1 protein-coding gene and 1 pseudogene are annotated in these 926 nt (G+C 41.7%); one reads left to right on the forward strand and one right to left on the reverse strand.

What is annotated here, in order from left to right; translation table 11 throughout:
* On the forward strand, window positions 1-388 hold a 388-nt coding region (locus tag NE637_RS16015; protein ID WP_256267791.1), incomplete at its 5' end, for a hypothetical protein.
* A 355-nt stretch (window positions 389-743) separates the two neighbouring features.
* On the opposite strand, the pseudogene NE637_RS16020 reads toward NE637_RS16015, so the two are convergent.
* Window positions 744-926 (reverse strand): annotated as a pseudogene (locus tag NE637_RS16020) (hypothetical protein); the annotation flags it as partial.

A 926-nucleotide genomic window follows, 5' to 3' on the forward strand; every position in this document is an offset into this window, starting at 1 on the left:
GGAGGCGGATGAAGGATTGTGGGGTGAAATAGATTCATTATGTGAAAAATGGCAGTCTGAAGCGGAAGATCAAACTGAGGCGGAGATAATAGCCGACAGGATAATTGGAAATAGCCAGAGGATGGCGAACCTCAAAATTCGTCGTACAAAGTTCAAAAGTGTCTTGTATCATATACTAAAGGAACTAATTCAATCTCAGGGAACCGTAAAGGTTTATCGCGGTAGTAGTTTTTCACACGATTCGATAAAGATAAGCTTACATTATGAAGAGCAGCATATTACAGCCGTATGGGTCTACTTGACAGTAAAATTTGAAGAGCATTGGAAGCCTGTTGATGTAGAGGTCGAGTTTAGATGCAAGTTCAAGGAGCGAAAGGTGGATGGGTAGGTTATATAGGGATATAGCACAGAGATATATAGCAAAGAGATACTTTTGAGCAATGTTTCAGGGCACAGTATTCGCGGTGTAGTAGTTACGGTGCGGTGCGTTTTTGGATTTTTCAAAGTGCGTCTTCAAAGCGCTTTTGGTTTTCAAAGCGCTCTGAAGTTCCTATACTTTCTAGAGAATAGGAACTTCGGAATAGGAACTTCAAAGCGTTTCCGAAAACGAGCGCTTCCGAAAATGCAACGCGAGCTGCGCACATACAGCTCACTGTTCACGTCGCACCTATATCTGCGTGTTGCCTGTATATATATATACATGAGAAGAACGGCATAGTGCGTGTTTATGCTTAAATGCGTACTTATATGCGTCTATTTATGTAGGATGAAAGGTAGTCTAGTACCTCCTGTGATATTATCCCATTCCATGCGGGGTATCGTATGCTTCCTTCAGCACTACCCTTTAGCTGTTCTATATGCTGCCACTCCTCAATTGGATTAGTCTCATCCTTCAATGCTATCATTTCCTTTGATATTGGATCATA

It is taken from the genome of Desulfovibrio desulfuricans (genome assembly GCF_024460775.1).
In the GTDB taxonomy this organism is placed as follows: domain Bacteria; phylum Desulfobacterota; class Desulfovibrionia; order Desulfovibrionales; family Desulfovibrionaceae; genus Desulfovibrio; species Desulfovibrio desulfuricans_E.